Source organism: Synechococcus sp. MEDNS5, from assembly GCF_014279875.1.
In the GTDB taxonomy this organism is placed as follows: Bacteria; Cyanobacteriota; Cyanobacteriia; order PCC-6307; family Cyanobiaceae; genus Synechococcus_C.
On record NZ_CP047952.1, the window covers coordinates 1,470,462 to 1,496,019 of the forward strand.

Consider the following 25,558-nt stretch of genomic DNA (forward strand, 5'->3'; position numbering starts at 1 on the left):
GCAACCAATCAGAACTGCCACTCAAAGCCACCAGAGGCTCGGTAGTCAGTCCCTCTCGCACCTCCCCAGGCTTCGATGCCACCACGGAGATACACCTTGTAGGAGCTGCTGTTGACGTTGGCGATGGTGTAGTCCAGACCGCCTTCAACCAACACTCCATTGGTGTCCTTATTGGCAGACTTGATAGTCGCCTCCTTGTTGGTGAAGCGATACCCCAAGGTTTGATCACTGAGGTTGCCGCTCCAGTCACCCAGCCAACCCACACGCAGTGAAGGCACGAGTTGAGAGGTCTCACCTGTGTTGATCGGATAGGAGAACTTCATCGCCAGGTCGGTTTGCACGTACGTGGTCGAGCGCTCCTTGTAGGTGAGGTTCAGCTGACCAGCACCGCTCTCAGTGAACTGGTGCTCGTTGTTGAAGCTCCAGGTGGTAGTGAACTGGGGTTCGAGAACGAACTTGCCTGCCTCAAAGGGAGCACCGATCCGGAAGGCCAAGCCATAGCTAGTGGCACTCTTGTCACCTGAAGCAGTGTCATCACCCAACTGATCTGTGATTTCAATGATCTCCCGCTTCTGGTTGCCACTGAATCCAGTGGCACTGAACAGACCCTGGATATAGAAATTGTCGGACCAGTAGTCAGCCTTCACGCCTCCACCCCAACCATCGGAGTTCCAAGAACCACCACCGGCCAGCGCGTTCTGCTGAATCAGGTTGATGTTGCCGTAGTTGGCAAAGGCACCAATCTGGAAGTTGTCAGTGACTGAGACGTCAACGCCCAGCACACCGCCACCAGCGTTGACGTAATAGGGGTTGTAGAAGTTGTCGTTGTAGCTGTCATTGTCATCACCACCAAAGCCACGGAACCAAGCCCTCACCCCGTCACGGCGTGCATATTGAGCAGTCAGTGAGGTGTCTTCGATGAAACCAGAGGCTTCCAATGACTCAATCGTGGTTTCGCCAGTGACCTCTGCCTGGGCAATGGCTTGATCCAGAGCCTGTTGCGCCTGCTGATCAGACAGCTCACCACTCTTGCTCCAAAGACCACGCACTGGAGGTGCTGATTCTTCCATCACCTCCTCCTGCTCCACCACGGTCTCTTGAACAACCACTGGGTCAAACTGACGGAGGGGGAGGCGTTCAAACACAACATCCGTCAGCAGGTTGTTGTAGGTCGCAATCCCACGACCAGCGCCGTCAATATTGCGTGGAGCTAAACCTGAAACAATTAACTTGGCAAGGGTGCCATAGCTGATGATAGGAAGATCAATGTTTTCTAGTACATCGTCTAAGATTTCATCCACAGTTTCCGAACCAGCGCCTCCATCTTGAATAATTTCAACCAAGTCCTGCTCGGCTTGATCCAGGCCAAGGTCAGGTTCACTTGGGTCTAGATCATCCAAACCGTCAATAATTTCAGAAGCTGGCTTGACATCAACTTGAACATTCAGACTGCCTTCGATCAAGTAGACCTCAAAATTGGCAGTTCCTTGAATTCCATTTGCATCACCAAGGCCCGAAAATTCACCAACCTCTCCGTCATAATTCAAAGTTGCATTAGCAGCCAACTCGTTCATTTCCGATTGACTGGTCTCGGGCACATCAAGAATGAGATAGGTGCCTTCCGGATCTGTTGTCGAGCCTGCCTGGATGACCAACTGACCAGGATCCTTACCTTCAGTTGGGGTATAGACAAAAGAGCGAGCCTTCAAAGGCGCACTATCTTTATCTGAAATATCGGCAAAGATGACACCACCAGTCATCACAACATCTTGAAAAATACTTGTGCCGGAATCCGTCAGCCGCATGATTCCGCCTTCGATTGTCATCGTTCCGATACCTGCAGCAGCATAATCACCGTCATAATCCCAAGAGCCAGACCTTTGACTAGCCCGCTCAAAATTACGAATTTTATTCACCTTGAATTCATTAATCACATCACCTGTAGAGCCAAACACAACCTCATCAACATCGCCCGATCTGCTGCCACCATCAATGTAGCCAGCACCAGAAATATTGGAATTTGTAATCACCACATCATTACCATCACCCATCAATATACTTCCGCTTTGAAGCAGCTTGGAGCCCACATTTGAGCCCGAAGGCAACGCAATCGCACCATAGTTCACAAGGCGATCATCACCACTACCAAAGTCGAGATCTCCATAAGCACTCAAGGATCCCGTCGACTCAACACTCAAGCTGTCGTTACCAGGCCCAAACTCAACTTTTCCCCAAATCTCAGCAGGCTTGGCTGAACGCCCATTACCACGAACGACAATTTGATCATCACCCTGACTGCCAGTGATCGCGATATAAGAAAAGCCAGCTCCAGCTGCACTATTTTCCCAACGGCAACCGTATCCACCAGGATTCTTTGTCGTACCACATGATGCACTACCAAAACCTAATGAATTACGATAGGCCACCACAGCAGGGCCAACAAGAGTCACCTTATTTAAATCACTTACATCACCAGAATCAGATTCCCTCTTCGAACCAAGAGCAATCCAATCATCGACAACACCCGAACCAATCCATTCACCATCAGCTTGCAGCGTCAATTCATCACTGCCTTTCCCCAAAGTAATCGGACCACGCAGACCGCCACTAGAAACAATAGTGTCATCACCGCCTGCCATATTGACCGAGCCACGAACATATCCTCGGTTAACCAAAAGATCATTCCCACCCTCAAATTTAAGATTTACAGTGTAGTTTCGGGAAAGATCAGAATCTTCGGGCAACACATCATTCACTTCACTAGAAGCATCAGCACAAGTATTTTGACCCTTAAATCCATTATAACCACCTGCATCAGCTCCACTGGTCAAACAACCCAAATAGCCTTCGTTTAAAACAGTATCATCGCCATTCCCCAACTTAATGTCTAATGCGTTTCCCGTAGAAGCATCACCCGGACCGACGACAACGCCCTTGTTTATGATGGAATCATTCCCCTTACCAAACTCGATCTGAGGAATTGATCGATAGCAAGAGACTTCTGGCTGGCCTTCCTTGCAACGCTGAGAATATCCATCTTTGCCACTGAATTCCGAGGGCAACATACCCACATAACTGGCCACCAACAAACCACCTTGATCAATCTGCAAGATATTCTTTCCATCTCCAAATGCAATCACTGATGCACGATGGTTACCCTTTCCAAAGCTATCAAGATCATTAATCGGAACCGCATTACCATCCCCTGGCTTACGCGGCCCATAACCAATCACCAAATCATCACCGGTAACACGCATAACTGAATTCTTTGCAACCGTTAGTGTGTTATCTCCATCCTCGAAAATCAAAGGGGTCGCCGAAATGACATTTGAGGCATCTACATTCAATACTCCCTCCTTAAGGAGCAGATTTCCCCTTAAAGAAACCTGGTCTTTTAAGGTTGTAGTACCTGATCCTGTAAAGGCTAGGTTGCCATAGGAACCAGCACCCAAAGACGAGAACGACCCATTAAATGCTAAAGCTTTTCCATTATTATTAATTATACCACCGGCATTAGCAAACTTGTTACTTGTTCCATAAGTAACATAAAAATCCTGACCTAAAACATTATCAGCACTTTCACCTGCTACCAATTCTCCACCCGTAAATATAGGGGCAACGAAATCTTCCCCGTAACAGTCCTGATCACCAGCACCTAAATCGGAAGTTGAAATTCTTGTGCCCATGCTAATCGTTTGCCCTGCACCAACCTTGCATCCATAAAATGCCTGTATGCGATAGGGTGGATCCGAGGCGATGGTTCGATAAACCTCTCCATTCCAGTAATAATTGATAAGCTTTGAATTAGGAGTGTCTGTAGGTCTTTTCGCAGCATCCCCTCCAGAACCATAGGCAAAACCACCTCCGTTCCAATAGCCATAGAGATAGAGATTCTCGACACCGTCTACACAGGTGTTATTAGAACCCGATTGATCTTGGATACTGCAACTTTTAACTAAGAGATCATCCTTAAGAAGTTGGTACTTCGAGGAAAGCTCTTTAGCCAAATCCTCATTCCCCTTCCAAGGAACATATGGATTGTCTTTATTAATCCACTGAGAGTCCGAAACACCCGGCAATTGATTGCTGGGATTTGACCAAGCACTGTAATAAATCCCGTAAAGATCTCCGCTGTCTGTTTGAATAATCGCCTTGGCATCATCTGGCAGCTGCCATAAGGTCACAGTGCCACTGGTGATTGGACCAGGCTTGGGCTGTGTTTGACCGTCAGGAAACCCTGGCGGCTTTGCCTGAGCTTGCGCACCAACAAATCCAAAACAACTTTCCCCAAGAAGAAGAAGAAACGCAAGCAGAATGGGATGCTTGATTGCATTCAGAAGTTGAGTAAGGCGCACGTTTGTTCATCTGTTTCATCTGTTATGGTAAAGGGTTCTTTTTGTTTTACTGATCCCAGTAGTGCAAAACTCAGCTTCTTGATTGAGTCTCAGTATTAGACGCTGAAACGTCTTTGGAGGCCTGCATACGTTGAGCGAACAGTTAACGATGCACCCATGAAACGGGAACGGATCAAAGCCTTAAACCACAACAAGCGAACTGCCTAAGCGCAATCCAATGCGCCACCGCTTCAATCACCAACGGGGCTTCTTGCGAGGGCTTGCCCCCAACACCAACCCCCGCCTCAACTCCCAGGGCGAAAGGGCAAACAAGCGCAGCATCACGCCCATCAAGCGCGGCAAGGGCAACGTATTGGTGAGGAAGCCAAACCACTCCTCCCGCGGCAGCGAAAAGAAGGTGGCGAAGTGGGTGCGCAACAAGGCTTCGTTGAAGCCCATCAAGCGGCTCAGGCCAAACTGATAGAGCTGATGACGCAACACCAACTCGATTGGCCAGAGCGCCTGCCAGCCCCGACGCGCTAAAGCCTCTGAGCCCAACGCTGGATTAGCCAGCACTTCCGCCAAGGCCTGAGCCAGATCAGGCCCCCGGCGCAGCAGCGCTCCCACCATGTAGCCCGAGGCCGGGTGCACCATGCTCGCCGCACCACCGAAGGCCAGCAGCGGCTGGCTCCGGTCTGGCAGCGGCAGGTTCATCGGAAAGAGGCAGAACTCCTCATGGATCACCTCGGTGATCTCCACAGCACGCTGATCCAAGCGCTGCTGCAGGCGTTGCTTGAGCACGTCGTAGGGAACACCGGGCGCCAAAGCGAGCGAGGTTTCTTCCACGAAGAACACCCCTTCGCCCAGATCCATGGCGTACAAGAACGTTGGTGGTTCGCTGCGCTGTTCCTCACTGAGGTGATCACAGCGGTAGTCCATCAACACAAACCGGCCGGCCTCAATCGGCGGCTTGGAGAAGCGCCCCACCACGCCGTAGGCCGCCTGGCCCGCCACCGGCCCCTGATCCGGCCGCCGGATGTGGGGTGTGCGTGAACCGGAGGCATCAATCACCAAACGCGCCTGCAACGTGACGCCCGACGCGCTTGTCACCGTGGTGGTCGCAGCCCCAGCCTCCACCCGTTCCGCCGTGTCTTGATGCCACACCACCCCTTCAGCCCGCTCCAGCCAATAGCGCTGGAGGGCAGACCGGTCGAACAGGCCGTAGTCGATGCCATGGCCATGACTCTGATCCTGAGCCTTTATGCCGCCTTCGCCGAAATAACTGACTGTGTCACTCCAGCGGTGCTCCAGTAGCTGCTCGAGTCCCACCATTTTCAGTTCATCGGCCCAAATCCCGTAGGTGTTCGGCCAAGGGGCATCCACCGGATTCGGTGCAATGCCCTCAACCACCACGCCGCGCTGATGCAATTCAGAAGCGATGCAAAGGGCGGCCGGACCGCCCCCGATCACCAACACATCGGCGGTATCAGCCAAGTTCAGCTCTCAGCTGATGGTTCAGACGACTCCTCTGCACTGGCTTCGCTGTCGTCATCCGTTTCCGCCTCGGGCGGCACCAGCACCACATCCGCCAAGCGATCGCCCTTATCGAGCCGCTGCAAGCGAACGCCGGTGGCTGCGCGGGATTGCTGAGGAATGGCATCAGCGCTGGTGCGCACAATCACACCCTTTTCACTCACCAACAACAGCTCTTCTCCAGCCCCCAACACCCGCAAGCCCACAAGCTCATCGGCATCGGTGCGGAACCTCATCGCCCGCAAGCCCATGCCAGCGCGCTTTTGCAAACGGAACTGCGTAACCGGCACCCGTTTGCCAAGTCCAGAGGCCGACGCCACCAACACCCATGGGCCTTCCGCGGCCACAGCCGTTTCAGCAACGTCTCCGGCGTCGTCGCCATCCCCGGCATCATCAGCACTGGCGGCAATCTGATCGGCCAACTCCGCTGGCAGCACATCCATGCTCACCAAGCTGTCGCCCTTGCGCAGGTTCATCGAACGCACGCCACGGGCGGTGCGACCCAGGGGGCGCAACTCACCATCGGCCAAGCGGAAGTGGATCGTCATCCCCGCCTTCGAGCCAATCAGCACACTGTCGCCAGGAACCGACAACCGCACCCAGGTGAGCGCGTCGCCATCTTCCAGACCAATGGCAATCAAGCCGTTGGAACGGATATTGCTGAACGCCGAAAGCCGCGTGCGCTTGATGAAGCCACCCTGGGTGAGCATCAACAAATCGGTTTCGTCGTTGAATTCCGAAACGGCTAACAACGAGGTGATCGCCTCCTCCCGAGGAATGGGCAGCAGCTGCACCACCGGCGTGCCTTTGGCGGTACGGCTGCACTGCGGCACCCGATAAGCCGGCAGCGCATAGGCCACGCCCCGATCGCTGAACAAGAGCAAGGTGTCGTGGTCGTTGCAGCCGATGAACAGCTTCACCGCTTCTTCACCCTGACTGCGGGTACCGGCCTTGCCGCGGGTTCCACGGCTTGTGGCTTCGAATTCACTCACCGGCATCCGCTTCAGATAGCCGGTTTCCGTGAGCAACACCACCGAGCGCTCATTGGCGATCAGGTCGATGTCATCCAGACCGCCGCCGAGATCGAGAATTTCAGTGCGCCGGGGGATGGCATGGCGGTCGCGCAGCTGACCCAGTTCGTCCTGAATGATTCCGAACACCCGCTCGCGCCGGCCAAGGATGTCTTTGTAGTCGGCGATCTTGGTGACCAGATCCTCGTGCTCCAACCGGATCTTGTCCGCCTCGAGGGCCGTGAGCCGCCGCAGCTGCATCTGCAGGATCGCGTCCGCCTGCACCTCAGACAAACCATGACGCTCCTGCAGCTGCGTGCGCGCTGTGGCCGTATCGGGAGCAGCCCGGATCAAGGCAATGATCGGGTCGAGCTGATCGAGGGCCAGCAGCAAGCCCAGCAGGATGTGGTCCCGCTCTTCCGCCTTGCGCAGGAAATAACGGGTGCGGCGTTCGATGGTCTCGACCCGGAAGTCGAGGAACACATCGAGCATCTTGCGCAAGGTGAGCAGGATCGGCTCACCATTCACCAGCGCCAACATGTGCGCGCTGAAATTGCTCTGCAGTGGGGTGAGTTTGTAGAGGTTGTTCAGCACCACCTGGGGGTAGGCATCTCTGCGCAGCTCCACAACGATGCGCATGCCATCGCGGTCGCTCTCATCGCGGATGTCCGAAATCCCCTCGAGCTTTTTGTCGTTCACCATCTCAGCGATGCGTTCGATCATCGCCGCCTTGTTGGTCTGGTACGGCAGCGCTGTGATGATCACGGCGTCACGGTCCGGGCGGCCAGGCACCTCAAGGGTCTCGATCGCCGCCACTCCGCGCATCGTCACGGACCCTCGCCCGCTCAGATAAGCCTCCTTGATGCCTGTGCGTCCAAGAATCTGCCCCCCTGTCGGAAAGTCCGGCCCAGGGATCAGAGCCATCAACTCCTGATCACTGAGTTCGGGGTTCTCGATCAGTGCCAGCAGGCCGGCAATCAACTCTCCGAGGTTGTGGGGAGGGATGTTGGTGGCCATCCCCACGGCGATGCCGGCAGACCCATTCAGCAGCAGCTGAGGAATCCTCGATGGCAACACCGTGGGCTCTTGCTGAGATCCATCGAAGTTGTCGGCGTAGTCGACCGTTTCAGCTTCGATGTCTTCCAGCAGGCTGTCGGTGGTGAGCGCCTTCAGCCGCGATTCTGTGTAACGCATGGCCGCCGGCGGATCGTTGTCCACCGACCCGAAGTTGCCGTGGCCGTCGATCAGGGGCATCGACATGGAAAAGTCCTGGGCCATGCGCACCAGGGCGTCGTAGACCGCCGTGTCGCCGTGGGGGTGGTACTTACCGAGCACCTCACCCACCACACGGGCACACTTTCTGTAGGGCCGATCACTGGTGAGTCCGAGCTCGTACATCGCGTAAAGAATGCGCCGATGCACGGGTTTGAGACCATCGCGAGCATCGGGCAAAGCCCGGCCCACGATCACGCTCATCGCGTACTCGAGATACGAGCGCGACATCTCGTTGCGCAGATCCGTCTGGATGATCCGATCGTCGGAATCTCCGGGACCGCCACTGCCTGGCCCCACTGGATCCGCCATACAAGACCTAAACGCCGTAGACCAGTTTATCGCGCCCCTGGCAAGCCACAACCAAGCCGGTTTTCGTTTGCTCGCGCTGGCGGATCAAGAGGCAATACGCCCTTACCATTTGCCGAATCTCGCAGGTTTCGCAGTCGATGGCGTCCGACACACCCTCCGAATCAAAGCCACCCCAAGCCGACATCACGGTGCTGGGTCAAGAGGATGTTCAAAACGCAGCCCCGGCTCCAGTTCCAGCTCCGGCTGCAGATCCAGCCCCAGCCCCCGAGCTGACCTCGCCCTCGATCGCCGAGAGGGTGAGCGTTCCTGAAACGCCCTCCAGCAGCGACGCCTCTGAAGAAGGCGGCGAATGGGATCTGCTCAGCACCAAGGTTCGTCAGTGGCTGGCTGAGAATGACCTGGCCGATCAATGGCAGCGGCTGCGCAAGCCGCTTCTTCTAATTGCAGGGCTGATCGCCTTCATTCTCGTGCTCAGGATCTATGGAGGGATCCTGGATGCCATTGCCACCATTCCCCTCGCCCCACGGCTTTTTGAGCTGGTGGGTGTGATTTACGCCACCTGGTTTGCCACCACACGCTTGGTTCGCAGCGAGGAGCGCCACAAAATCAGCGCCGCGGTCAGCGACCTCTGGAGCAGCATGCGCGGCAAGCAATCCACCTGATGGTTGCGATCTACTGCGCGACCGATTGGTAGCTTGATCACACTCTGTGACGACTGCGGTGGACATTCAGCTCGGACGCTCCAAGGTTGTACGCCGGGCCTATGGCATCGATGAGATTGCCCTGGTTCCAGGCGGTCGAACCGTGGATCCCGAGGTCACAGACACCCGGTGGACGCTCGGTGGCATTGAACGGGAGATCCCGATCATCGCCAGCGCCATGGATGGTGTGGTGGATGTTGAGATGGCCGTGCAGCTGTCCAAGCTGGGTGCTCTCGGTGTGCTCAATCTCGAAGGAGTCCAAACCCGTTACGACGATCCCACCGATGCCCTCGATCGCATCGCATCTGTCGGGAAAGACGCGTTCGTACCGCTGATGCAGGAGCTCTACAGCGAGCCCGTGCAGGAGCGCCTGATCCGCAAACGCATCCAGGCCATCAAGGCCAATGGCGGCATCGCCGCCGTCAGCGGCACCCCAGTTGCCGCCATGCGCTTCGGCAAGGCCATTGCCGAAGCGGGTGCCGATCTGTTCTTCGTTCAGGCCACGGTGGTCTCAACGGAGCACATCGGCCCGGAAGGTCGCGAAAGCCTGAACCTGGAAGCGCTCTGCCGGGATATGGGTGTGCCGGTTGTGATTGGAAACTGCGTCACCTACGACGTGGCACTTCAACTAATGCGCGCTGGAGCTGCAGGCGTGATGGTGGGGATCGGCCCAGGCGCGGCCTGCACATCGCGGGGCGTTCTGGGTGTAGGCATCCCCCAGGCCACCGCTGTTGCCGACTGCGCCGCTGCCCGCGCCGACTACGAACGGGAAAGCGGTCGTTACGTGCCGATCGTTGCTGACGGGGGCATCGTCACTGGGGGAGACATCTGCAAATGCATCGCCTGCGGCGCTGATGCCGTGATGATCGGCTCGCCCATCGCCCGGGCAGAGGAGGCCCCAGGACGTGGGTTCCACTGGGGCATGGCCACACCCAGCCCAGTGCTGCCTCGAGGAACTCGGATCAACGTTGGGAGCACTGGAAGCCTGGAGAGAATCCTGCGGGGGCCAGCGAAGCTGGATGACGGAACACACAACCTGCTCGGCGCCCTCAAAACCTCCATGGGGACCCTCGGAGCCCGCACCATCAAGGAGATGCAATCCGTTGAGGTGGTGGTGGCCCCTTCCCTGCTAACCGAAGGCAAGGTGTACCAGAAAGCCCAGCAACTGGGCATGGGCAAATAGTCACAAGTCTCGCAACGAGACACATGACGCCAAAGCGAGACGCGCGGTACTCTCAGAGTGTGCGGGCGTATGCCCACACACTCCTCACACCCCCCGGCCCGACGCGTTCGGGCTTTCTGTCTTGTTCAGTCATCCATCACAGTTCAAGCGCTGAGTGATGACAATGAAGGGCAACCATGAAAACGGTTGCTAAATTTCGCCCATCTCGACTGCCACGGAATGTCCAGCGCTGCCGCTGTTACCGACGCTTCATTCGAACAGGACGTCCTCCAAAGTGACGTCCCCGTGCTGGTTGATTTCTGGGCTCCCTGGTGCGGCCCTTGCCGGATGGTGGCCCCCATCGTGGACGAGATCTCCAAGGAATTTGAAGGCAAGATCAAGGTGTTCAAACTGAACACCGACGAAAATCCCAACGTGGCCAGTCAGTTCGGGATCCGCAGCATCCCGACCCTGATGGTGTTCAAGGGTGGCCAGAAAGTTGACACGGTTGTGGGCGCCGTACCCAAGGCAACCCTGTCTGGCACGATTGCTAAATATCTCTGAGTCCACCACTGGCTTCACCAACAGTCGGCCTGATCGATTACGGAATGGGAAACCTCCATTCCGTGAGCATGTGTTTCGGGCGGCTCGGCCAAACACTCACGCCCGTTCGTGCCCCAGACGACCTCGAGCACTGTGATGCGCTCATCCTTCCCGGTGTCGGAGCCTTCGATCCGGCCATGGAGCAACTGCGCAACACAGGCTTGATTCCTCACCTCAGGGAATGGGGTCAGCATGATCGACCGCTTCTGGGCATCTGCCTGGGCTTGCAACTTCTTTTCGAACGCAGCGAGGAAGGTGATTCCCAGGGTTTAGGCCTGTTCAAAGGCAGCGTGAGCCGCTTGCCAAGCGGTCAGGGTGAACGCATCCCCCACATGGGCTGGGGAAAATTAGAGCAACGCCATCTCAGCCCTCTCCTGCCCGCCGGAGAGGACACCCCCTGGGTGTACTTCGTGCATTCCTTCGCAGCCCATCCCGATCTGGAGCGGGATCGTGCTGCCGATGTCAGTTTCGGCAGCGGCGTCGCCACGGCCATGGTCTGGCACGGACGGGTCGGCGCCTGTCAGTTCCACCCTGAAAAATCAGGGCCCGCCGGCGCTGTGTTGCTGCAACGTTGGCTGATGTGGCTTCAGGCGGGGGCACCCTTGGCCGCGTGAGCAGCGCCCAGTTGCGGATGATCGGTGGTCGGCGCCTGCGCAGTCCCCAGGGTCAGGGAACAAGGCCCACCACGGCGAGGGTGCGCGAAGCCCTGATGAATGTGCTCGCCGATGGCTTGGAGGATGCGCACTGGCTTGATCTCTTCAGCGGCAGCGGGGTGATGGGCTGCGAGGCGATTCAACGGGGTGCCGCAAGGGTGTGGGCCGTTGAAAACAATGCACGCATCGCAGCTGTCTGCCGCCAGAACCTGGAACTGGTGTCGGCATCCAGGGGTGAGCTTGTCGAGATCCGCGTGATCAGGAGGGATCTGATGCCTTGGCTCGATGCTGGTCGTCCCGTGGGCGTGAAACCCTTCACCCATGTGTATGTCGATCCACCCTATGCAGCGGACCACTATGAATCCACCCTTGAACGCTTACAGACAAAGGAGTGGATCACCAGCGATGGGATCGTGATCTGCGAGTACGCCAGTGAAAACAAACTTGATCCACCAGCCAGCTGGACTGAAGTGGATCGTCGACGTTACGGAACGAGCTCGCTTCTGTTTCTCAGCCCCCGAGAGCACTGCCGCGGCGGTACTGGTTCCAAGCAGCCACAAACAAACCCAGAAGGGTGACCGGGATCAGCCCCAAAACAATGCCGCATAGAAGGGGTTCGATCATCTGGTCGCGCCCGGTTGATTGATTAAGCACAATTGTTCCATGCATTCATGGTCTCTGTGACGGCTCCGTCATCAACTGCTGCACCCGCTGACCGCAAACGCGGGCTGGTTTCAGCACTCGTAGCCGTTGCAGGGGCCACCGCTTTGGTGATGCTGGTGTGGATGTTCGGGGTGAACCGTCTCGACCCCTACAGCAAGGCGACCCTGTCGCTGGGTGGTGATGTGGTTCACGGTGGCCAACTGTTCCGCATCAACTGCGCTGGCTGTCATGGCATCGCAGGCCAGGGCCTTGTGGGACCCAGCCTTCAAGGGGTCGCTGCAAAGCGATCCAATCGATCGATCATTCATCAGATCGTTAGCGGAGAGACGCCACCGATGCCTCGCTTCGAGATCGAACCCCAGGGGATGGCCGATCTGCTCAGCTACCTCAAGACCGTTACCTAAAGCTCTTGGGTCTTGCTGTTGTCTTGGTTGAGCCAGCCGGCCCTCTCAACGTGGGCAGCGTGGCCAGATTGTGCGCCAATTTCGGAATCGATGACCTAAGGCTTGTCGCCCCGCGCTGCAACCCCGCCGATGCGCAAGCCCTGCGCATGGCCGTGCATGGCCAAACGGTGCTGCAACGGGCCAGCAGCTTCACGACGCTCCTTGAGGCCCTCAGCGACTGCCAGCGCGTGGTGGCCAGCTGCGGGCGCATCGACCATGGAGACATCCCTCTGCAGACATCCGATCAGGCGATGCCCTGGGTTGAGGAAGGCCTGAGGAGCGGCGCTCAGGTGGCCCTGGTCTTCGGTCGCGAAGATCGAGGCCTCAGCAATCAGGAGTTGCTGCTCAGCCATCGCGCGGTGCGGCTTCACACAGGCGATCACTACCCGTCGCTCAATCTTTCCCATGCCGTGGCAATCCTGCTGCATGACCTCCAGCGCAACAGGCATCTCCATGCAGCGGACAATCCGCACCCGTCCCAGACGTCAGAAGCAGCGGCACCACCCCAGCTGGATGCCTGCCTGCAGGACGCTGAAGCGCTGCTGTTGGAGGCGGGATTTCTGCTGCCCCATACCGCCAGAGCGCGCATGGCGAAGATCAAGGGCCTGCTGCGGCGAGCCAGCGTTCAGGCGCAGGAGCTCGCCATGCTGCGCGGCATGGTGCGTCAACTGCGCTGGGCGATCCGTTGCCACCGCCCGTAATCTCTGGTTTTCCAGCGCTGCCCCTTGTCCTCCAGTCGATCCAGTCGCCAGTCCTCGGGTTGGGCACGCCCGCTGCGGTTGCTGCTCAGACTCATCCTGATGGGCGTCGGGCTCGGCGTGATCACTGGCTCTCTGCTCAAACTGGCAGGTCCAGCGGTTCAAAGAGGAGAACTCACCCTGCCGCCATGGCTCACCCAGCCCGGTTCCCCTCCCACGGCAGAAACGGGAGCCGCATCGCAAGCCCAACCGCCTCAGCGGGCCAAGCGCAGCGCATCGCTCGGACTGTTTCAGACGAAGAACGAGCTCAAGGCATTAAGTGAGCGTTGGAAGCAACTGGCGGCAGGCGAGCCTGATCTCACGGTGAGCGCCTTCATGCTGGTGCTCGATGACGGCCGCTATGCGCAGCTGTCACCCGATACCGCCCTCCCCGCTGCGAGCGCCATCAAGACACCGATCTTGCTGGTGACCCTTGAGGAACTGGATGCGGGGAAGCTCAGCTGGAATGAACCGCTCACACTCACCAAACCCGTGGTGGGCGGCGGTGCGGGATGGATGGCCTCCAAGCCCCTCGGCACCCGCTTCCCGACCCATGAGGTCGCCACGGAAATGATCCGGGTGAGCGACAACACGGCCACCAACCTCTTGATTGAACGGCTCGGGGGCAAGGACGCCCTCAATGCTCGCTTCAACACCCTTGGCTTGAGCGCCACGGCGGTGAACAACTGGTTGCCGGACCTCAAGGGAACGAACACGACCAGCGCAAGGGATTTGGCCCGCTCCATCGCCCTCGTCGACACTGGCGAAGCCCTATCGATCCGCAGCCGCGATCTCTTCCGCGAAGTGATGGGCACTTCGGTGACCAACACGCTGCTGCCAAAAGGGCTGCTGCGAGGACTTGGCGGTCAACAGGGTGCACCTGACGACAGCCTGATGATTAAGGGGTACAGGGTGCTCAACAAGACCGGCGATATCGGAATCGCCTACGCCGACGCTGGGCTGATTGAACTTCCTGATGGCAGCAGAGCCGTTGCCGCTTTTCTGGTCAAGGGCCCCTTCAATGATCCCCGTTCCACAGAACTGATCCGCAAACTGGCTGCCGCCATGGCGCCGGTTCTCAAACCCAAACCCGCCGTGGCCCGCAACACCGCCGCCGCCGCCAGCATCAATCCATGACCTGTTTCCACTCCCGGCGCGCATTAACAGCCCTCACCCTGCTGGTGTTGCCCTGGATCGGCACACCCTCCATGGCCAACGCTCCCAAGGCTGTGATTCGCAGCCAGCAGGTGCGGGCCCTTCCTGGCCAGCTGGATGAAGTGCTGGTGGTGAACGACAACAACCCTGAACTGATCACCGGTGAAGGCATCCTGGTGTCCACGTTCCGCCAACCACCTGGCCTTGATCTGGCATTGAACGGTCGCTTCGACCTTTTCAGCCATCACGTGTTTGCAGGCAAAGAAGACGCCTTGAAGTCCACGCTCTGGCTTGCGGTGCTGGCGCAACCAGCCGGCGATGCAGCCGTCACCCTGGAGCTGCTAGGAGGCAGCACCTCCCTGTCGCAGGCCACCCAAAAGGGCCAAACAGCGGCTCCCTTCCTGCCCCTGCCTGCACTGATGAGCGAGACCGGCACCCCCATCGCTGCCGGTCCTGGAAGCCGTGTTGCGGGAGACATCCTGCGGGGTGAGAGCGCACCGGAACTGCCGGAGACCTGGCGCATCGCCCCTGGATCGGCCAGTGCCCTCGTGGTGCTGCCGATTCCCGTGGAAGGTCTCGACCCCCTCCTGAACGGCCGCAATCTGCAGATGCGCCTTCAGAGTTCCGGGCCCGTGCATCTGGCCACGGTGGCCGCCTACGGAGAAGGCGATCGGGCACCGTCGCTCAGCCGTTTGCAGAGCCTGCTGGCCTCAGGCCAGCAAAGCCCGAAGGAGCACACCCCCACGCCGCGCGGCAGCACGGGAAAGATCATTTATTCCAGGGTGAGCGGCGTCCAGATCGGCTCCACCTGGACAGCCACCCTCACCGATCCAGGGTCCAGTGATCTGGCCTTGAGCGGAGAGCCCGTGTCCTGGCCGATCAGCAGCCTGGAACGCGGAGACCTGCAGACGGGCCAGGTGCAGACGGCCGAACTCAAGGTGTTTGATGAGGGCACCGCCTGGGCCGCCCATGGCAACTACGGCGTGGACTACAACCTCACCCTTCCCCTGAAGAACCCAGGCTCCACGCCGCGCACGGTGGCATTGGCCCTGGAATCACCCGATAAAAACGGAAGCAACGCCAAGCAGCTTCGCTTTGGTGGCGGGAACAGCAGCCCAGTGATGTTCCGCGGACCGATTGAAATCCGCGGCCTGGATGACGCGCAGGGCCAAGCGCAAGGCCGAAGGCGATTCCACCTGGTGTTGCGCCGCGGACAGCAGGGCCCGGAACTCGGTCGGGTGACCCTGGCACCGGGCGAGCGTCGCCAGGTGCGAATCAGGCTGATCTACCCGGCGGATGCAACCCCACCACAGGTTTTATCCCTCCTGCCTGTGAAACAATCCTCAACAGTTTCAAACCGTCGTCCGTGAGTGCACCGCGCAAGCGCAGAGTCTTCCCTTTCACCGCCGTGATCGGTCAGGAGGAAATGAAGCTTGCGCTGCTCCTCAACGTGATCGATCCCCGCATCGGCGGCGTGATGATCATGGGTGACCGTGGCACTGGGAAATCCACCACGATCCGTGCACTGGCTGATCTTCTGCCGGGAATCGAAGTGGTCGCCGGCGATCCCTACAACAGCTCTCCAAGCGATCCCGATCTTCAGAGCAGTGATGTGCGCCAGCGCCTGGACCATGGCGAGACTCTCACCACTGAGGAGCGTCAGGTGCCCATGGTGGATCTCCCTCTGGGTGCCACCGAAGACCGACTCTGCGGCACGATCGACATCGAGAAAGCCCTCAGTGAAGGGGTTCGCGCTTTTGAGCCTGGCCTGCTGGCCAAAGCCAACCGAGGGCTTCTGTATGTGGATGAGGTGAATCTCCTCGATGATCACCTGGTGGACGTGCTGCTGGATTCAGCAGCCTCGGGCTGGAACACCGTGGAACGGGAAGGGGTGTCAGTGCGTCACCCAGCGCGCTTCGTTCTGATCGGATCCGGCAACCCTGAAGAAGGCGAACTGCGTCCGCAGCTGCTCGACCGATTCGGCATGAGCGTGGAGGTACGCACCGTTCGCGACCCCGAGCTGCGTGTTCAGGTGGTGGACCAACGGACAGCCTTCGACACGGATCCAGACGGGTTTTCCAACGCCGTGGAAGAAGGGCAGAAAGCTCTGCAGCAGCGTGTTGTTGAGGCGCAGCAGCGCCTGGATCAGGTCGAGATCGACGATGACCTGCGTCTGCGCATCTCCGCCGTGTGTGGTGAGCTGGATGTGGACGGACTGCGCGGAGACATCGTGACCAACCGAGCGGCCCGGGCTCTCGCAGCCTTTGAGGGTCGTACGGAAGTCAGCGAAGACGACGTGGCCCGCGTGGCGTCCTGCTGTTTGCGTCACCGTCTGCGCAAGGATCCTCTCGAGCAGATCGATTCCGGCGATCGGGTGGTGAAGGTGTTCTGCAAGGTGTTTGAACGCAGCGAAAGCGGCGATCGCACCGAGTTCGAACTGGCTCTGGCGGCCTGAGCACCGCCCCCTTTCCCAGTGCGCATTCTCGGCATCGACCCCGGCCTCGCTCGGGTGGGCTACGGCGTGATCGAGACCGCAGGTGGGGAGCAGACCATGCTCGACTGCGGAATCATCCGAACCGATTCAGGGCGTCCGGAGGGCGAACGCATGGTGGAGATCGCCCGGGATCTGCGCCAGCTCATCCGAGCCTGGAAACCGGAGCTCGCGGCCGTCGAGAAATTCTTCTTCTACCGCTCAAGCAACACGATCGCTGTTGTTCAGGCCCGCGGTGTGGTGATCATGACCCTGACCCGATTCGGACTGCCGATCGTGGAATTTCCGCCGATGCAGATCAAACAAGCCCTCACAGGCCATGGGCATGCGGACAAGGATGAAGTGCTCGAGGCGGTGATGCGCGAGCTGTCGCTGGAGACCCCACCAAGACCCGATGATGCCGCTGACGCCCTTGCTGTCGCCCTGACGGGTTGGTTTCAACGCTGAGAGGCTTGATTCCGATGAACACCAGCAAACGGGAGCTGCGCCGCACGTACCGACAGCGACGGTCGCAGGCTCTGAGCAATCACCACAATCTGCAGACCGTGATCGCCCAACAGGTTCTCAACGAGATCCGCGAGCGGCATGCTCAGCGCCCATTCCGAGGACATCTCGGTCTGTACTGGCCCCTCCCCGGGGAAGTGGACCTCACGGTGCTGCAGCCCCGCCTTGAAGACGAGCTGACGTTGAAGCTGGCCCTGCCGGCCGCCGATGGCCAGGGTCATCTCAGCTATCACCTCTGGGGCCCTGAACCCTTAGTCGCTGACGGATGCGGCATTCCTGCCCCTCTCAACCACCCCCCCCTCACGCCTGATCAGCTCGATCTGCTGCTGGTTCCAGCCCTAGCCGTTGACCGAGACGGCATTCGCCTCGGCTACGGCGGGGGCTACTACGACCGCCTCAGGGCCCAGCCACTCTGGTGCGAGGTGCCGGCCTTGGTGGTGCTTCCAGGAGCCTGCATCAGCCAAGAGGCTTTGCCCCGCGATCCCTGGGATCGCCCCTTCGATGGATGGGCGAGTGAACGGGGCGTTTGTAGGGTCGAAGGGAGAGATCCCAAGGCAAGCCGGTGAATCCAAACACTCCCATCAGCCCGGCGCGGCGCCTGCAGGATTCATCTGACCCGCAAGACCTGACCCTTGCCCAGAGGGTGATTGCCCGTGAACTCAGCGAGCGAGGACCGGATCAGCCCCAGGCCGTTGGGTTGATGCTGGACGCCATGGGGCGCATGTTCCGCGCTGTTGCCAACGAAACCTGACGCCCCCTCTGGCCTCAGGCCCACATCAGCCGCAGAATGGGGACCCGAGCCCCGGAAGCCCATGCCCCTGTGGCCCCGTCTTTGCGCACTCTCCGCCGTCGCCCTGATCTCCGGTGTGATCCACCAGCCATCGGCTGATGCCCATGGCGTGGAAAGCAGCCTGCGTTATCTCGAGGGACAACTTGAGTTGACCAGCAGTTTCTCAACGGGAGAGCCCGTGGAGGGGGCTGTTGTGAGGCTGCTTCAGGCTGACGGCAGCGCTGGCGAAGAACTTGGCACGATCGACGCCGACGGGCGACTCCAGCTTCAGCTCTCGGCAGTGGAGGATGGATTGGTGGACCTTCAGGTGGACGGGGGACCCGGTCATCGCGATTACCTCACCCTTCCGCTTCAGCAGGGCGTTGTGAATCTCGACGAAGTGGTTGAAACCCCAAAGCCTCTTCCCTGGATTGCCTGGCTGTCCGCACCGGCTTTGCTTGGCTTGGTGCGCACAATGGCTAAGGTTCGAGGCCACGATCGCGATCACTGACTCGGCCATGGCAGACCAAGGCAACGCGTCGACCCGCTATGGCAGCGCAGCCCTGGATCAGCTCACCGAGCGCCTAAGTGGCACGCCAGACTCACGCAAGCGTTACGAATACGTGCTTTGGTTGGCCAAAAAACTACCGGCGATGCCCGCCGAACTTCAGACCGAGGAGCGCAAAGTGAAGGGATGTGTGTCCCAGGTGTTCATCGCCTCCGACCTGGTCGATGGACGCCTGCGCTGGCAGGGTGATTCGGATGCCCTGATCACCAAGGGACTTCTTGCGCTTCTGATCAAGGGCTTGACGGATCTCACCCCAGCGGAGGTGATGGCCGTGGACCCGGGCGTGATCGCCGCCACCGGACTGCAGGCCAGCCTGACGCCATCACGCGCCAACGGTTTTCTGAACATCCTGCGCACCATGCAAGCTCAGGCCGAAGCCCTGACGAGCGAATCAGGGTCGACCGCTGCCTAAAGTCGGGAGTTCATCGCAGTTAGCGGACCCGCCCCATGGCGACAAGGATCGGCATTGGCCTGCTCGGCCTCGGAACCGTCGGAGCCGGTGTAGCCAGCATTCTCACGAGTCCTGAAGGCCGCCACCCACTCATCGCCGAGCTGGACCTGGTTCGGGTCGCCGTGCGCGATCTCAATCGTTCCCGTCCGGTCGCCATCCCTCAAGAGAGGCTGACCACCGATCCTGAGGCCGTGGTGGACGATCCCGGGGTTCAGGTGGTGGTGGAGGTGATGGGCGGGATTGAGCCAGCCCGCACCCTGATCATGCGCGCGATCGCTGCGGGCAAGTCGGTGGTCACCGCGAATAAAGCCGTGATCGCCCGCCATGGCGAGGAGATCGCTGCCGCCGCTGCTGCCGCAGGTGTGTATGTGCTGATCGAAGCCGCTGTTGGCGGTGGCATCCCGATCATCGAACCGCTTAAGCAGTCCCTCGGCAGCAACAGGATCAACCGGGTGAGCGGGATCATCAACGGCACGACCAATTACATCCTCAGCCGCATGGCTGATGAGGGGGCTGATTACTTCGCCGTTCTCAAGGACGCTCAGGATCTCGGCTACGCCGAAGCCGATCCCGCCGCAGACGTCGAAGGCCACGATGCCGCAGACAAGATTGCCATTCTCTCGAGCCTCGCCTTCGGTGGACCGATCGATCGCGACGCCATACCAACCAGCGGGATCAGCAACCTGCAGAGCAAGGATGTGGACTACGCCACGCAGCTCGGATACGGCGTCAAGCTGCTTGCGATTGCTGAGCGGATTGAAACTACCAGCGAGGCTTCACCGGCGCTGCCCCTCGCCGTACGCGTGCAACCCACTCTGGTTCCGAAAGACCATCCCCTAGCCGGGGTTCATGGGGTCAACAACGCCATTCTCGTCGAGGGAGACCCGGTGGGTCGGGTGATGTTCTACGGACCGGGCGCCGGATCAGGGCCAACCGCCTCGGCGGTGATGGCCGACATCCTCAACATCGCTGGAATCCGCCAGCTCAATGCCGCGCCTGGCGGCCTCGACCCGCTTCTGGCGGCAAGCAGCTGGCGCGCATGCCGCCTGGTGCAGGGAGGGGAGATCCGTCAGCGAAATTATGTGCGTTTCAACACGGATGACGCCCCCGGGGTGATCGGCCGAATCGGCAGTTGCTTTGGAGACCAAGAGGTCTCCATCCAGTCGATCGTGCAGTTCGACGCCTGCGACGAAGGCGCTGAGATCGTTGTGATCACTCATGAAGTGAGCAGCGGTGCAATGCAGAAAGCCTTGAGCGCGATCACGGCCCTACCGGAAGTTCGCCTTCTCGCATCCCACCTGGGTTGCCTCTGACCCCTGGCGGACACCCCCCGGCATGGGGCAGAGTCGTAAGAACCATCACAGAGCGGATCTGCATTCGCAGATCTGTGCTGCAAACCGTTCATGCCGAACGAAACCTCCGTCCTGCTCGGGCAACGCTGCGAACAGCTCGTAACAAGATCCGCCATGAGCCTTCACCAGGGGGACTGCATCCGGCTTCGCAGCAACCACGGGTTGTTCCAGGTGATTGGCATCGATGGCGATCACGATCGCTGCTGGGTGCGCCAATGGCCTCTCGAACCCAAAGGGTCGCCTGTGTTTGAAGTGCCTCTCCATCAGATTCACAGCGAATCAGGTGCCGATTGAGGCCTCAGGGCTTTTGAATGGCCGGGTCTGATCCCCCAGGCGTGAGCGAATCCAGCACGACAGGCCGCGGCCAAGCCGCGTCTCCTTGGATCAGGGGTTCCCTGACCCTCATTGGGACCCTGGCGCTCTGTTTCGGCCAGACGGCCTGTCAGCCCAGCCGCACCAGCGACCGCCTCATCGTGGCCAGCGCGGGGCGAATCAGTGCACTCGATCCGGCCCGTGCGAGCACCTTCGGAGCTCTGCAGCTGCTGAGTGCTATCGGAGACACGCTCTACAAGCGCTCAGCCAACGGTGATCTGCAACCGTCCCTGGCCTCCGCCCTGCCTGAGATCAGCGCCGACGGACGCACCATCACGATTCCGCTTCGTGAGGATGTCTTCTTCCACGACGGCACACGCTTCGACGCTGAAGCGATGGCCTTCAGCCTGCGCCGGTTTCTACGCATCGGACGTCTGAATTACATCGTGGGCGGACGCATCACCACGGTGGAGACCCCGAAGCCATTCCTGCTGCGCCTTCAGCTCAGCCGCCCGTCCACCTCCCTGGTGAACCTGCTCACCTCCACGAATCTCACGCCGGTGTCCCCCACCGCCTACCGGGATTACGAAAATCGTGCACTCAACGACCGCTTTGTCGGCACGGGGCCGTACCGCCTGACCTATTTCAGAGCGGTTGAGCAGCGCCTTGAGCCCTTCGACCAGTACTGGGGAGAGCCACCGCGCAATGCGGGGTTGGACATGATCTATCTCAGCAATTCCACGGCACTCTTCGGCGCCATGGGCAGCGGCGAGGTCGATGTGCTTCTCTCCGATGCCATCGACGAAGATCAGCGCCTGGCCTTGAATCGCCTGGCCGACAAGGGGACGCTGCGAGAAGGCAAAGGTCCGGCCCTGGTGATCGGATACATCACCCTGCTGAGCAACGCCCCGCCGTTCAAGGACCCTCGAGTGCGCAGGGCCATGGCCCTCAGCCTCGACCGAGACCTCATCAGCCGCAGGGTCAGCCACGGCCTGCGACCACCCTTGCGCTCGCTCGTTCCGCCCGGTCTGGTGGGGGGAGAGGGTGATCCTTGGCCCAGCCTCAACATCGCCAAGGCAAGAACATTGCTGCAGAACGCCGGATACTGCAATGGAAGGGTGCTCACTGTGCCCTTCACCTATCGCTCCAATGTGCCGGCGGACCGCCTGATGGCCTTGATCTGGCAAGCGCAGCTGCAGCGAGACCTTCCCGACTGCCTGACTCTCGACCTCAACGGCGTGGAATCAACCACCGTGTATCGCCAGCTGGGCGATGGAACCTTTGCAGCTGTGATGCTCGACTGGCGCGGGCCTTATCCGGATCCCGAGGCCTATCTTTCGCCGCTGCTGAGCTGCAAAGTCTCCAACGGTTCCACCTGCGAACGCGGTGAAGCGGCGAAGAGCGGCAGTTTCTGGACAGCACCTGGTCTCGATCAAGCCTTGCAGCGGTCCGATCGCAGCCTCGGCCGCAAGCGTCTGGAGGAGCTCGAAGCCATCGAAACGATGGCCGCCCAGGGAGCGGCCTACATCCCCGTTTGGCTGGTCACAGCCCGGGCCTGGAGCCAGGCCAGCCTCGCCACGCCGGAATTCGACGGCAACGGTCAGGTCAAGCTGGCCCAACTCGAGGAGGTGCGCCGATGAGTCGCGGACGCGAACTGCTGCGTTACGTCAGCACGCGCCTGGCTCTGGCGCCGGTGATGCTCTGGCTGATCTCCACCCTCGTGTTTTTGCTTCTGAGGGTCGCTCCTGGCGATCCTGTGGATGCGGTACTGGGAAGCCGTGCACCTGAGGACGTCAAGGCAGAACTGCGCGCCCAACTCGGCCTCGATCAATCCCTGGGAAAGCAGTACCTCGATTTCCTCTGGGATCTTGTGCATGGCGATCTAGGCCTCTCGCTGATCGATGAAAAGCCCGTCACCGAAATCATCGGCCAGGCCCTCCCCGCCAGCTTGGAGCTCAGTGTCACCGCCCTAGTGGTGGCTGCAGTGGTTGGACTCGCTGTGGGATTCACCGCCATCGCCCGCTCGGAAGGACGTCTGGATCTTGCCGGCCGTTTTTACGGGATCGGCACCTACGCCCTGCCGCCATTCTGGGTGGCGATGCTGGCCCAGCTTCTCTTCGCCGTGATGCTCGGCTGGTTGCCGGTGGGGGGTCGTTTCCCCCCGGGGATGGTTTCCCCGGAAGGAAGCGGCTTTCTGATTGCCGACAGCCTGCTCAGCGGTGATTGGCGAGCTCTGCAGGGAAGCCTGCGCCACCTTGTGCTCCCCGCCTGCACCCTGGGGCTGCTTTTGAGCGGAGTGTTCACCAATGCCCTGCGCCTAAATCTCAATCGCAGCCTGCGTTCCGATTACGTGGAAGCGGCACGCAGCCGGGGACTGAACGAGACGCAGGTGGTGCTTCGGCACGCGCTGCCCAATGCCCTTCTCCCAGTGCTCACCATCGCTGGCATCACCGTGGCGTCGTTGATCGGTGGTGCGCTGCTGATCGAAGTGACCTTCTCCTGGCCCGGGATCGCCTTACGGCTGCAGCAAAGCATCAACCAACGCGACTACCCCGTTGTGCAGGGAATCGTGGTGGTGGTCGCCTCCCTGGTGGTGTTAATCAGCGTGGCGGTGGATCTGCTTGTGGCCCTGCTGGACCCTCGGGTGAAGTACTGAAGCCGCTAGCGCAGCTGAAAGTTGTTCAGAGAACTCTCAGTGGAGCTTCACGGAAATCTGAAAGAGCGGGCCTATCCCAGTCGCACCATCTCAGGAGATGAAGCAGGCCCACGATGGCGGAGCGCCAAACCTCTGAACCTGAAGCCTTCAACATGGCCTGTCTGGTTTACGAAGGTCTCCAAGTGCCAGACCCACGCCAGATTCCAGACCCCAAGGAGTCGAAATTAAGTCCTCTGGGGATTTACAGGCTGCGAGATCACCATGCTCTACCAATTCTGGAAATGAAAATGGGTCAGCTCAGGGCCAGAGTGTTGCGGCTTCAATCAAGCAGACGCGCTGCTCCCGCCTGATTCAACCGATAGAGACGCAAGGAACCCACCTGGACATGTTCCGCGTCTCCCCCTGCGGTCTCACCCCGGCGACCGCTTTCCAAGATTTCAAGAAAGCGCAGGATTTCTCGTTCCAGGAGAGCCTGAACCTGAAGCGGCTGCACGCCGACGAACTCCTCCCCGAGCTGGAAAAGATCCTCCCCCTGGCCACCGCTTTGCCCCTCGACACGCACCGGCGAAAAATGACTGGCGCCCTCCACCAGCACAGCGCGCGTGCCCGGATTGGACGGCAACGCCCGCAGGAGACCCAGCTGTTCGCTGATCGGCGGTGTGATCAAATCCAAAGATCCACCGCTGAGCAACACGGGAACATCGCTGGCAACAGGCACGCGCCGCGGCCAGAGCAGGCTGCCGAAGCTATTGAGACCCACCACACCCGCCAATGAAGCTGGCGGAGTCGAGGCTGGCAGCGCCACATCCTGGATCTGGCATTGCAACAGGCGGGAGAGATTGCTGAGCGGCAAGTCATCCATCACCTTCCTGCAGCGTCGTCCCAGTCCCGGCTCCGGCTGGGCTCCACTGGCAAGCAGAGCCGTCAGAGCACCGAGGGAGTGCCCCACAAGCACCAGTTGATCCCCCGAAAGCGGCAGCTCTCCCCTCTCCTGAGCAGAGAGCACTTCCTGCAGATCACGCAGACGTTCCGGAAGCACTTCGGCGCCCGGCGGCGGACGCCGCCCCTCCAAGAGGGCCTGCACTGCGACCGCATCACTTCCTGGGTGCTCCAACACCACCACAGGCCAGCCGTTGCGGCTGAGAGCACGCCCTAACCAGCCGAAGTGATCAGGGCTTCCGCCCAATCCCGGCATCAGCACCAGCCAAGAGCGGCGTTCAGTTTCAATCGATGCCTCGGGCAGCCACAGCTGCAGCTGAAGAGCACGCTCGCGATGGGGCACCGGCAAAGCCAAGCGTTCGAGCGCCCCATCGGCGGACGCTGCCGATTCACTGGCTTGTTCCAAGCGTTGCCGGGACACAGGCTGGCGTCCCAGACGCTCCACCAACAGCTGCTGACGTTCGAGCTGCAGGCGCCAACTGGCCGCCACCTCCAGCAGTGCATCGAGATCGAGACGGACCGTCCTGGCCGGGAGAGCCTCCAGCAACTCAAGCGTGGTCACCTCCGGGCGCTGCTCCAGAAGTTGCTCAAGGGTGGTCTGAACCGTCAGACCTGTTGTTTCGTCATCCACCTGCACCAGATCACCCAACTGATCCAACAACTGCCGCCCTGCCCAGCTGTTGAGGATCTGGCGCGTCATGCTGCTGTCGTTGATCAGGGGCGCCTGCAGCAGATCAACCACCCCTGTCCTGCTTTGTTCCTCAAGCAGGTTGAACCAAACGCCCAACTCAGAAGAACGCGCCCCACCACTGCGGACCCAGGCACTCAGATCGTCGATGGAAATCGGCAATGCCATGCCATCCAGACGAACCTCCAGCTCACCGGCTGCCTGCGCTGGTCGCGGAGAGGTAGCCCAGAGCAGCAGACTGCTTACCATT

Annotated in this window: 24 protein-coding genes and 1 pseudogene; 19 read left to right on the top strand and 6 right to left on the bottom strand. The window is 59.8% G+C overall.

Going from position 1 to position 25,558, the window contains the following annotated elements:
• Positions 1-8: 8 nt before the first annotated feature.
• From SynMEDNS5_RS07890 to gyrA, 3 genes are all read right to left on the bottom strand, one after another.
• Positions 9-4,355 (bottom strand): autotransporter outer membrane beta-barrel domain-containing protein, encoded by a 4,347-nt coding sequence (locus SynMEDNS5_RS07890; RefSeq protein ID WP_186582880.1) that lies wholly within the window; start codon positions 4,353-4,355, stop codon positions 9-11.
• A gap of 234 nt (positions 4,356-4,589) precedes the next feature.
• A complete protein-coding gene (crtL, locus tag SynMEDNS5_RS07895) occupies positions 4,590-5,828 on the bottom strand; it encodes a lycopene beta cyclase (RefSeq protein WP_186582881.1) in 1,239 nt (412 codons plus the stop codon).
• A gap of 2 nt (positions 5,829-5,830) precedes the next feature.
• Positions 5,831-8,461 carry a DNA gyrase subunit A gene (gene gyrA / locus SynMEDNS5_RS07900; RefSeq protein ID WP_186582882.1) on the bottom strand — a complete coding sequence of 877 codons (2,631 nt, stop codon included), beginning with the start codon at positions 8,459-8,461 and terminating at the stop codon, positions 5,831-5,833.
• 137 nt (positions 8,462-8,598) lie between these two features.
• On the opposite strand from gyrA, the gene SynMEDNS5_RS07905 reads away from it, so the two are divergent.
• The 5 genes and pseudogenes from SynMEDNS5_RS07905 to rsmD form a co-directional block, all read left to right on the top strand.
• The gene (locus tag SynMEDNS5_RS07905; RefSeq protein WP_186582883.1) at positions 8,599-9,123 is read left to right on the top strand and encodes a CAAD domain-containing protein; all 525 of its coding nucleotides are present in this window, start codon (positions 8,599-8,601) and stop codon (positions 9,121-9,123) included.
• A 58-nt stretch (positions 9,124-9,181) separates the two neighbouring features.
• On the top strand, positions 9,182-10,345 hold the full coding sequence (locus SynMEDNS5_RS07910; protein ID WP_186585913.1) for a GuaB3 family IMP dehydrogenase-related protein: 1,164 nt from the start codon (positions 9,182-9,184) through the stop codon (positions 10,343-10,345).
• 219 nt (positions 10,346-10,564) lie between these two features.
• The gene (gene trxA / locus SynMEDNS5_RS07915; RefSeq protein WP_006041767.1) at positions 10,565-10,888 is read left to right on the top strand and encodes a thioredoxin; all 324 of its coding nucleotides are present in this window, start codon (positions 10,565-10,567) and stop codon (positions 10,886-10,888) included.
• Between the two features lie 44 nt (positions 10,889-10,932).
• Entirely contained in the window at positions 10,933-11,541 is a 609-nt protein-coding gene (hisH, locus tag SynMEDNS5_RS07920) for an imidazole glycerol phosphate synthase subunit HisH (protein WP_370593515.1), read from the top strand.
• 17 nt (positions 11,542-11,558) lie between these two features.
• Positions 11,559-12,080, top strand: a pseudogene (gene rsmD / locus SynMEDNS5_RS07925) (16S rRNA (guanine(966)-N(2))-methyltransferase RsmD); the annotation flags it as partial.
• 10 nt (positions 12,081-12,090) lie between these two features.
• Here rsmD and petG read toward each other — a convergent pair.
• Positions 12,091-12,204 (bottom strand): cytochrome b6-f complex subunit V, encoded by a 114-nt coding sequence (gene petG / locus SynMEDNS5_RS13125; protein WP_006041770.1) that lies wholly within the window; start codon positions 12,202-12,204, stop codon positions 12,091-12,093.
• Positions 12,205-12,251: 47 nt separating this feature from the next.
• On the opposite strand from petG, the gene SynMEDNS5_RS07930 reads away from it, so the two are divergent.
• Together SynMEDNS5_RS07930 and SynMEDNS5_RS07935 are read left to right on the top strand one after the other, a co-directional pair.
• Positions 12,252-12,647 carry a cytochrome c gene (locus SynMEDNS5_RS07930; protein ID WP_186582884.1) on the top strand — a complete coding sequence of 132 codons (396 nt, stop codon included), beginning with the start codon at positions 12,252-12,254 and terminating at the stop codon, positions 12,645-12,647.
• Positions 12,648-12,652: 5 nt separating this feature from the next.
• On the top strand, positions 12,653-13,387 hold the full coding sequence (locus SynMEDNS5_RS07935; RefSeq protein ID WP_186582885.1) for an RNA methyltransferase: 735 nt from the start codon (positions 12,653-12,655) through the stop codon (positions 13,385-13,387).
• On the opposite strand, the gene SynMEDNS5_RS13130 is transcribed toward SynMEDNS5_RS07935, so the two are convergent.
• Positions 13,351-13,482 carry a hypothetical protein gene (locus SynMEDNS5_RS13130; protein ID WP_255440077.1) on the bottom strand — a complete coding sequence of 44 codons (132 nt, stop codon included), beginning with the start codon at positions 13,480-13,482 and terminating at the stop codon, positions 13,351-13,353. The genes SynMEDNS5_RS07935 and SynMEDNS5_RS13130 overlap by 37 nt on opposite strands.
• Positions 13,483-13,486: 4 nt before the next feature.
• On the opposite strand from SynMEDNS5_RS13130, the gene SynMEDNS5_RS07940 reads away from it, so the two are divergent.
• The 12 genes from SynMEDNS5_RS07940 to SynMEDNS5_RS07995 all read left to right on the top strand — a co-directional run bounded on the left by SynMEDNS5_RS07940 (position 13,487) and on the right by SynMEDNS5_RS07995 (position 23,681).
• Positions 13,487-14,560: a serine hydrolase gene (locus tag SynMEDNS5_RS07940; RefSeq protein ID WP_255440078.1), complete on the top strand. Its 1,074-nt coding sequence runs from the start codon at positions 13,487-13,489 to the stop codon at positions 14,558-14,560.
• The gene (locus tag SynMEDNS5_RS07945) at positions 14,557-15,948 is read left to right on the top strand and encodes a DUF3370 domain-containing protein (RefSeq protein ID WP_186582887.1); all 1,392 of its coding nucleotides are present in this window, start codon (positions 14,557-14,559) and stop codon (positions 15,946-15,948) included. The genes SynMEDNS5_RS07940 and SynMEDNS5_RS07945 overlap by 4 nt, the downstream gene beginning before the upstream one ends.
• Complete coding sequence (bchI, locus tag SynMEDNS5_RS07950) at positions 15,945-17,033, top strand: magnesium chelatase ATPase subunit I (protein ID WP_186582888.1); 1,089 nt, start codon at positions 15,945-15,947, stop codon at positions 17,031-17,033. Before SynMEDNS5_RS07945 ends, bchI begins: the two co-directional genes overlap by 4 nt.
• Positions 17,034-17,051: 18 nt before the next feature.
• Positions 17,052-17,516, top strand: coding sequence for a crossover junction endodeoxyribonuclease RuvC (gene ruvC / locus SynMEDNS5_RS07955; RefSeq protein ID WP_186582889.1), 465 nt, complete (start codon positions 17,052-17,054; stop codon positions 17,514-17,516).
• A 14-nt stretch (positions 17,517-17,530) separates the two neighbouring features.
• The gene (locus SynMEDNS5_RS07960; protein ID WP_186582890.1) at positions 17,531-18,139 is read left to right on the top strand and encodes a 5-formyltetrahydrofolate cyclo-ligase; all 609 of its coding nucleotides are present in this window, start codon (positions 17,531-17,533) and stop codon (positions 18,137-18,139) included.
• Complete coding sequence (locus tag SynMEDNS5_RS07965) at positions 18,136-18,324, top strand: hypothetical protein (protein ID WP_186582891.1); 189 nt, start codon at positions 18,136-18,138, stop codon at positions 18,322-18,324. Before SynMEDNS5_RS07960 ends, SynMEDNS5_RS07965 begins: the two co-directional genes overlap by 4 nt.
• Positions 18,325-18,385: 61 nt before the next feature.
• Positions 18,386-18,853 (top strand): hypothetical protein, encoded by a 468-nt coding sequence (locus tag SynMEDNS5_RS07970; protein ID WP_255440079.1) that lies wholly within the window; start codon positions 18,386-18,388, stop codon positions 18,851-18,853.
• 7 nt (positions 18,854-18,860) lie between these two features.
• Positions 18,861-19,322, top strand: coding sequence for a SufE family protein (locus SynMEDNS5_RS07975; RefSeq protein WP_186582893.1), 462 nt, complete (start codon positions 18,861-18,863; stop codon positions 19,320-19,322).
• 35 nt (positions 19,323-19,357) lie between these two features.
• Complete coding sequence (locus SynMEDNS5_RS07980; protein ID WP_186582894.1) at positions 19,358-20,674, top strand: homoserine dehydrogenase; 1,317 nt, start codon at positions 19,358-19,360, stop codon at positions 20,672-20,674.
• Positions 20,675-20,764: 90 nt separating this feature from the next.
• On the top strand, positions 20,765-21,007 hold the full coding sequence (locus tag SynMEDNS5_RS07985) for a hypothetical protein (RefSeq protein ID WP_186582895.1): 243 nt from the start codon (positions 20,765-20,767) through the stop codon (positions 21,005-21,007).
• A gap of 41 nt (positions 21,008-21,048) precedes the next feature.
• Positions 21,049-22,665, top strand: coding sequence for an ABC transporter substrate-binding protein (locus SynMEDNS5_RS07990; RefSeq protein WP_186582896.1), 1,617 nt, complete (start codon positions 21,049-21,051; stop codon positions 22,663-22,665).
• Entirely contained in the window at positions 22,662-23,681 is a 1,020-nt protein-coding gene (locus SynMEDNS5_RS07995) for an ABC transporter permease (RefSeq protein ID WP_186582897.1), read from the top strand. Before SynMEDNS5_RS07990 ends, SynMEDNS5_RS07995 begins: the two co-directional genes overlap by 4 nt.
• 319 nt (positions 23,682-24,000) lie before the next feature.
• Here SynMEDNS5_RS07995 and SynMEDNS5_RS08000 read toward each other — a convergent pair whose 3' ends face one another.
• Positions 24,001-25,557, bottom strand: coding sequence for an alpha/beta hydrolase (locus SynMEDNS5_RS08000; protein WP_255440080.1), 1,557 nt, complete (start codon positions 25,555-25,557; stop codon positions 24,001-24,003).
• Position 25,558: the final 1 nt, after the last annotated feature.